This window comes from Polaromonas sp. P3_C2 (genome assembly GCF_056402675.1).
Map to the genome: position 1 here is coordinate 1 of NZ_JBFUGX010000155.1, position 7,622 is coordinate 7,622.

Below are 7,622 nucleotides of genomic sequence, written 5' to 3' on the forward strand. Positions count from 1 at the left end.
CGACAGAACTCAAGCGCCAGGCAGCCACACCTGGGCAAGCGTGGCCAGTGAGGGTTCTTTTGGGTTGCTATTAAATCAGGAGCTGCTTGCGCCCGTTTTATAAGGGTTTCTGGCACTTTTAGCATGAAATTTTGGTGTTCTTGTGCTTCGCTTCAAAGTGCTGCCAGATTAACTGTACATATCGCGCCAGAACAAAAAAACCAATCACCCGCCCATTCAGCGTTTGCGCGGCCCTCCGGGCACCCACGAGAACCAGGCCATCACAGCCACGGGCACGCCCAACCCCAGCCAGCACCACCAGTCGCCCCAGCCGTCAGACACCAGCGCGGTCAGCAGGCCGGTGGTGCTGAGCATGCCCAGCACGAGKGGCCAGCGCCACAGGCGCCAGAAAGCGGAGCCCTTCGCGGGATCGGCCTTTGCGCTCACGCGGCACCGCCAGTCGTTTCATGGCGTGCGGCATGCGGCGCTGGTGCTTGCCCTGCCGGTGCTGTTTTTTCCGGCTTCGCGGCTTTGGCCGGATTGCGCCGTCCAAGCCACAGGTAAAGGCCGCTGCCCAGCACGATGATGGTCGCGATGTCCAGCAGGGCCCAGAGGATTTGCATCGGCATGCCGCCGTAGTCGCCGAAGTGCAGCGGCTGCGATACGAGCAGCGCGGTCAGGTACCAGGGAAGCGGCGGGCTGGCTGTGAGTTTGTTGGTGCCTGCGTCCACCAGCACGGGCTTGAGCAGCCGCGAGTTGAAGGGCTCATTGCCGCGCAGGAACACCGTGTAGTGGTGCGGGCTTGAAAACGACGTACCCGGAAAAGCGATAAAGGCCATCTTCATTTCAGGCGCCAGCGCGGTCGCTGATGAAGCTGCCTGCTGCACCGAGGCCAGGCGTGCCGGCGGTTTTTGCCCTTGGTAAGGCGCCAGCAGCGAACTCAACTGGTCGTACTGCCAGTACTTGATCAACAGGTCGGCCCAGGTGTTGATCATGCCCGTGGCGCCCACGGTGAAGGCCCACACCAGCGTCACGATGCCCAGCAGGTTGTGCAGGTCCAGCCAGCGGGCGCGTGGGCGGGTTTGCCGCACCGTGCCGAAGTCCAGCTTGCGCATGAAGGGCGCATACAGCACCACACCCGAGACAATCGCCACCAGCAGCAAGAGCCCCATAAAGCCCAGAAAGAGCTTGCCCGCGAGTCCGGCAAAGAGGTCAACGTGCAGCTTGAGCATCACGTACATAAAGCCTTCGTCGAACCTGGGCTGGGCCAGCACAGCTGCGGTGCGTGCATCGACAGCGACGGTCTTGTTACCCACMTCGGACAGTGGCGTGTCGCCCAGCGTGACGTACCAGAAGCGGTCGTCGTCGATCTCGTGTGAGGCGAACATCGGCACCTTGCCCGGGTGCAGTGCCTGCGCCACTTCCATGACCTTGTCCAGGCTGGCGCGCGGCGTGCCCTTCGGCAAATCGGGCGCTTCAACTTCAGTGCCCAGCAGGTGGCCGATTTCGTGGTGAAAGATCAGCGGCAGCCCGGTCAGGCACAGCAGCAGCATGAAGACCGTGCAAACCAGGCTGCTCCATTTGTGCACCCAGGTCCAGGTCTTGATGCGCCGGCTGTCCATCGCCGTCTTCTTGCCCGTGGGGCTGGTCGTGGTCATCGTGGCTCTCCTTCTTGTCGTCTAGAAGCGGTAGGTAGCGCTGGCCACCACCGTGCGCCGCGCGCCATACCAGCAGTCGCCGCGGGCCAGGCAGGTGCTGAAGTAGGTCTTGTCGGTCGCGTTGTTGATGTTGACGGCGTAGCGCCAGTTCGCGGTGTCGTAGGCGAACATCAAATCCAGCAGCGCGGCTGCGGGGATTTCGGGGCCGCTGCCGCCGCCTTGCTGGTCCCGGAAAGCGCCCATCCAGCGCACACCGGCGCCCGCCGAAAAGCCATTCATGCCGGCGATGGAGAAGCGGTACCTGGCCCAGGCGCTGGCCTGGTGCTGGGGCAAGCCTTCGAGCTGCTTGTCCAGCTCGGTGTAGTTGTAGTGCGCGACCAGCTCCAGATTGGACGTGACGGAGCCCTTGACTTCCAGCTCCAGCCCTTTGGTGCGCGTGGCGCCAACCTGGGTGTAGACATTGGGCAGCGGCGAGGCAATCTGGTTTTTCTCGCGCAGGTCGTAGAGCGCGGCACTATAAGCCAGTGCGCGGCCCGCCGGCTCGTATTTCAGGCCCAGTTCCCATTGCTCACCGCGCAGCGGCGTGAAGAGTTGACCCTTGATGGCGGCCTGCGGGGTGAAGGATTCGCTGTAGCTCACATAGGGCGACCAGCCCGAGGGGTGGGCATACATCAGGCCCAGGCGCCTGGTGGTGGCCGAGGTTTCTTCATCAGGGCGGCCTTCGGCGCCCGACACGGACTTGTCATGGCGAAGGCCCGTCGTCACGATCCAGTTGTCCAGCTTCATCTGGTCCTGCAGATACAGGCCTGTTTGCCGTTGCGTGGTGCCCGGCAGGGCCGCGCGTACGGGGATGAGCAGGTTGCCGTAGATGGGCGCGTAGGCGTCGATATCACTGACCGTGGCGCCCGCCCAGGTGTTCTCGCTGTGGCGCGCAAAGTCCGCGCCCACCAGCAGCGTGTGCTTGAGCGCGCCGGTGGTGAAATGGCCCTCGGCGTGGTTGTCCAGCGCGGTGATGCGGTTGCGTGTGAGCGAGCTGTCGTTGATGCGGCCCAAGCGCCGCTTGGTCACCGGGTCAGACCCCCAACTGCCGGGGCTGGTGAAGAAGTCGCCGTAGTGGTAGCGGTTGTCGTTCTCGTTGGTGGCGTGGCGAAAGTTCTGGCGCACCGTCCAGGTGTCGTTGAACTTGTGCTCAAACAGCCAGCCGATGGATTTGCGCTCGGAGTCGTAGTAGTCGCCCGGTTCACCGATGAAGCGGTTGGTCGGCAACTGGCCGTTCGGGTTGGGCAGCAGCGTGCCTTCCCAGGGAAAGAACTGCGAGGTTGAGCCGCTCTTGTCTTTTTGCCACAGTGCCTGCAACGTGAGCGAGGTGGCAGCATTGGGCCGCCAGGTGAGCGACGGCGCGATCAGGCTGCGGTCGTCGGGTACGAAGTCAACCTGCGTGTTGGAGCTGCGTTTGAGTGCGACCAGCCGGTACAGCCATTCACCATCTTCCGTCAGCGGGCCGGTCAGGTCAAGCTGGAGCTGCTTGCGGCCGTTGCTGCCGAACTGCACGCCCACTTCGCGCTGGGTTTCGGTTTGCGGCCTTTTGCTGACCATGTTGATGACGCCGGCCGCCGTGCCCGCGCCGAACAGCATGCCCGACGGGCCGCGCAGTACCTCCAGGCGCTCCAGGGTGTAAGGGTCTGCGCGTGTGCGGCTGGTGTAGTAGCCGTAGGCTTCACGCAGGCCGTCCAGGTAGTTGTCCGGGCTGGCGCCGCGCACACGCACCGAGTCGGTTCGTGAATCCAGTCCATAGGCATCGGAGCGCACGCCGGCGGCGTAGCCCAGGGCGTCCTGCAGGTTGTTGGCACCCTGGTCGGTAATCTGCTGGCTGGTGATGACGGTCACGGCCTGCGGCGTTTCGGACAGCAGCGTGTCGGTCTTGGTCGCGGTAGAAGCCCTTTTGGCGCGGTAGCCGATCACCGGGCCGGTGGCGGTCTCTTTCTCCTGGTCGGAGCGCACCTGCACTTCGCGAAGGGTTGTCTCGGCCGCTGTCTGGGCATATGCGCCTTGAAGCGCGGCGATCAGAGAAAGGATGGCGAACGGTGCAAGGTGGCGCGCGGCGTGCGGCGGATGCGAGGTGAGCAAGTCAAAACTCCTGGGGAGGATCGCCAGGGAACTGGCGTGCGCACAGCAGCCCCTGACGCCACGATAGGTGACGAAATTTCAGGGGGCCTGTGGGCGGGTTGTTGGCTTGCTACGCCTGGCAGCACGAGAAGGCTGCCGGGTTGTTTGGCTAGCGAGTAGGGCGCTGCGAACTATACCACTAGATGAGAGTAATTCTCATCTTGGTCCCTGCAAGCCCCAGGGGAATTCCGGTGAAAAACCGCGCAAAAAAAGGCCGCCCGGAGAGGACGGCCTTTTCGGGTATCCCATCACTGCATCACTGCACAGTGATGGGGCTGCGGATCAGGTAGTCAAACGCACTGAGCGCCGCCTTCGCGCCTTCACCGGCCGCGATGATGATCTGCTTGAAGGGCACGGTCGTCACGTCACCCGCCGCGAACACGCCCGGCACAGAGGTCTGGCCCTTGGCGTCGACGATGATCTCGCCGTGTTTGGACAGGTCCACCACGCCCTTGAGCCAGTCGGTGTTGGGCACCAGGCCGATCTGGATGAACACACCTTCAAGCTCAACGGTTTTCAGCTCGCCGCTGGCGCGGTCTTTGTAGACCAGGCCATTGACCTTCTGGTCGCCGGTGATTTCGGTCGTTTGCGCGTTGGTGAACACCGTCACGTTCTGCAGGCTGTTCAGCTTGCGCTGCAGCACGGCGTCGGCGCGCAGCGCAGTGTCGAACTCGATCAGCGTCACGTGGCCAACGATGCCGGCCAGGTCAATCGCCGCCTCGACGCCCGAGTTGCCGCCGCCGATCACCGCCACGCGCTTGCCCTTGAAGAGCGGGCCGTCGCAGTGCGGGCAGTAGGCCACGCCCTTGTTCTTGAACTCATGCTCGCCGGGAACATTGATGTTGCGCCAGCGTGCACCGGTCGAGATCACGATGGACTTGCTCCTGAGCGAGGCGCCGCTTTCGAGCTGCACTTCGATCAGGTTTTTGTCCGGCCCGCTGTTCGGTACCAGCGCCTTGGCGCGCTGCAGGTTCATGATGTCCACGTCGTAGTTGCGCACGTGCTCTTCCAGCGCGTGGGCAAATTTGGGGCCTTCGGTTTCCTTGATGGAGATGAAATTCTCGATGCCCAGGGTGTCCAGTACCTGGCCGCCGAAACGCTCGGACGCCACACCGGTGCGGATGCCCTTGCGCGCGGCATACACGGCCGCTGCCGCGCCGGCCGGGCCGCCGCCGACGATCAGCACGTCGAAGGCTTCCTTTTTGTCGATGATCTTGGCTTCACGTTCGACGCCGCTGGTGTCGATCTTGGCCAGGATTTCCTCCAGGCTCATGCGGCCGTTTCCGAACATGGTTCCGTTGAGGAAGACCGTGGGCACGCCCATGATCTCGCGCTCTTTCACTTCGTCCTGGAAGGTGCCGCCTTCGATCATCGTGGTCTTGATGCGGGGGTTCTGCACCGTCATCAGGTTCAGCGCCTGGACCACGTCGGGGCAGTTGTGGCAGGTCAGCGAGACATAGACCTCGAAGTCGAAATCGCCGTCGAGCGCGCGGACCTGCTCGAGCACGGGTTGCTCTACTTTGGGCGGGTAGCCGCCAATCTGCAGCAGCGCCAGGATCAGCGAGGTGAATTCATGACCCATGGGCAGGCCGGCAAAACGCGGGCCGTGGTTTTCACCGGGGCGGTTGATCGAAAACGAGGGCTTGCGGTGCGGGTCGTCGCGGCTTTCGGTCAGTTTGACCAGGGGCGAAGACTCGGCCACATCTTTCAGCAGCGACAGTACTTCACCCGAAGCCTCGCTGCCGTCGAGCGAAGCGACGATTTCGATGGGCGCAGTGGCGCGTTCGAGATAGCTTTTCAGTTGGGCTTTGGTGGCGTCGTCGAGCATGGCAGTGTCACTTTCAATTTCAATGAGGAACAAAAAAGCCCGGGACGGCACACACGCGTGTGCCGGGGCCCGGGCCTTCGTCAGGAAGGCTGCAGGGCGTTAGACCTGTTCTTAGATCTTGCCGACGAGGTCGATGGACGGGGCGATCGTCTTGGCGCCTTCGTTCCACTTGGCAGGGCAGACCTGGCCGGGGTGAGCGGCGGTGTACTGGGCTGCCTTCAGCTTGCGCAGGGTTTCCTTGACGTCACGYGCGATCTCGTTGGAGTGCACTTCAGCAGTCTTGATGACGCCTTCGGGGTTGATCACAAAGGTGCCGCGCAGCGCCAGGCCTTCTTCAGGGATGAACACGTCAAAGGCTTTGGTCAGCGTGTGGGTCGGGTCGCCCACCAGCGGGAACCTGGCCTTGCCGACAGCAGGGGAGGTTTCGTGCCACACCTTGTGCGAGAAATGCGTGTCGGTGGTCACGATGTAGACCTCAGCACCGGCTTTCTGGAATTCGGCGTAGTTGTCGGCAGCATCTTCGACCTCGGTAGGGCAGTTGAAGGTGAACGCAGCCGGCATGAAGATCAGGACCGACCATTTGCCCTTCAGCGATTCGTCTGAAACGTCGATGAACTTGCCATTGAGGAAGGCTTGGGTTTTGAAAGGCTGGACTTGGGTATTGATCAGGGACATCTGGATGGCTTCCTATGCTGGGTTAAAGAACGGGTAAAAATGCTTTTGAGACGATAGTATAACTCTTTTAAATATAGTATATCGATAGATATTAACTATTTATCGAATAGGCGCGATGCGGCGGATTTTGACTGTCCATTCTTGTTATTCGCCGCTACGACCGACGTGCTGACGCCTTTGTGCATCCGGAACGTGTGGGGTGTGACGGCTCACGCGGTAGAGCAGCAGGACGGTATGGCATTGCAGCGCCAATACCTTTTTGAAGCGCCGGCCTGACGATCAGGCCGAAAGGGCAATTACGAGGGCTGATTCGTCGACTAGGGCCTGTACCGGGGAGCGAACTTTGAGGCTGCTGCCGGCAGGCGCAAAGCCGACCAGCTGCAGGCCTCCGTCTAGTTGCATCGACACTTCGTCRCCCGTGGCGCCGCGGCTGATCCGAACCGCACGGCCGCTCAATACGCAAACCTCTGGTCGTGCGGGAACCGCCGGCTCACGCACGGCCACCGCCGTAGCCTTGCACAGGGCCAGTACCGTTTGCCCTTTCTGCAAGCCCAGCAGTTCCGCGCTGGCTTTGGTGATGCGCGAAACCAGCAGTGCCTCACCAGCCAGCCTCAGGTGCACACGCGCCATCTGGCCGTGCACCTCGATCTTCTCAACCTGGCAGGGCAACTGGTTGCGCATGCTGGTGCGTACGCTCATGTTGGACAGTACCGGTAGCGCGCGTGGCAGCAGCAGTTCATCGGACTTGAAGGCGGACAGCACCTTGCTGCGGGAGTCGTTCAAAAGACCTGCCACTGCCAGCAGCTTATGGCCCGCCGGCGTCAGGGTGGCGCCGCCGCCGCCCGACCCGCCCACAGCGCGCTCCACCAGCGCCACACCGGCCAGGTTGGTCAAGGTGTCGATGGCTTGCCAGGCGGCCTTGTAGCTGACCTTGGCTTGCCGCGCTGCCTGCGAGATCGAGCCGCTTTCGCCGACCAGGCGCAGGATCTCGATGCGCTTGTCGGCCGGTTCATGGCTGAAGGCGCTTGCGAAGGAGGATGCGGCGGGCGAGGAATTGGCGGCTTTTTTCATGGGAGCCTCGAGACAGATACCGCTATTCTAAAATAGAATAGCGAATCGACAGGAGTGACTTTCTTTCAAAACGCATCTTCGCCTTCGTCCCTGTCATCTCCCCAGCTTTCATCACCAGAGTTTCATCATGTTCAAAACTGCGTTGCGCTGGCTGCCGGCTCTGTGCCTCGTGCTGGCATCGGCTGCTGCATTGGCGGAGGAAGTCCAGGTCGCTGTGGCAGCCAATTTCACCGCGCCCATGAAAC

At 62.2% G+C, this 7,622-nt stretch carries 7 protein-coding genes; 1 reads left to right on the forward strand and 6 read right to left on the reverse strand.

The window, feature by feature from the left end; genetic code table 11:
* Positions 1 to 216: 216 nt before the first annotated feature.
* The 5 genes from AC1DWI_RS08745 to ahpC form a co-directional block, all read right to left on the reverse strand.
* Complete coding sequence (locus tag AC1DWI_RS08745) at positions 217 to 426, reverse strand: hypothetical protein (RefSeq protein ID WP_477671006.1); 210 nt, start codon at positions 424 to 426, stop codon at positions 217 to 219.
* On the reverse strand, positions 423 to 1,601 hold the full coding sequence (locus AC1DWI_RS08750; RefSeq protein WP_477724686.1) for a PepSY-associated TM helix domain-containing protein: 1,179 nt from the start codon (positions 1,599 to 1,601) through the stop codon (positions 423 to 425). The genes AC1DWI_RS08745 and AC1DWI_RS08750 overlap by 4 nt, the downstream gene beginning before the upstream one ends.
* Positions 1,602 to 1,658: 57 nt before the next feature.
* Positions 1,659 to 3,764, reverse strand: coding sequence for a TonB-dependent siderophore receptor (locus AC1DWI_RS08755; RefSeq protein WP_477671005.1), 2,106 nt, complete (start codon positions 3,762 to 3,764; stop codon positions 1,659 to 1,661).
* Positions 3,765 to 4,059: 295 nt separating this feature from the next.
* Positions 4,060 to 5,631, reverse strand: coding sequence for an alkyl hydroperoxide reductase subunit F (ahpF, locus tag AC1DWI_RS08760; RefSeq protein ID WP_477671004.1), 1,572 nt, complete (start codon positions 5,629 to 5,631; stop codon positions 4,060 to 4,062).
* Between the two features lie 111 nt (positions 5,632 to 5,742).
* Positions 5,743 to 6,306 (reverse strand): alkyl hydroperoxide reductase subunit C, encoded by a 564-nt coding sequence (gene ahpC, locus AC1DWI_RS08765; RefSeq protein ID WP_477671003.1) that lies wholly within the window; start codon positions 6,304 to 6,306, stop codon positions 5,743 to 5,745.
* A gap of 141 nt (positions 6,307 to 6,447) precedes the next feature.
* Between ahpC and AC1DWI_RS08770 the strand changes: the two genes are divergently transcribed.
* Positions 6,448 to 6,582 (forward strand): hypothetical protein, encoded by a 135-nt coding sequence (locus AC1DWI_RS08770; RefSeq protein ID WP_477673307.1) that lies wholly within the window; start codon positions 6,448 to 6,450, stop codon positions 6,580 to 6,582.
* 3 nt (positions 6,583 to 6,585) lie between these two features.
* Here AC1DWI_RS08770 and AC1DWI_RS08775 read toward each other — a convergent pair whose 3' ends face one another.
* Positions 6,586 to 7,377, reverse strand: a complete 792-nt coding sequence (locus AC1DWI_RS08775) for a TOBE domain-containing protein (protein WP_477671002.1) — start codon at positions 7,375 to 7,377, stop codon at positions 6,586 to 6,588.
* Positions 7,378 to 7,622 lie beyond the last annotated feature (245 nt).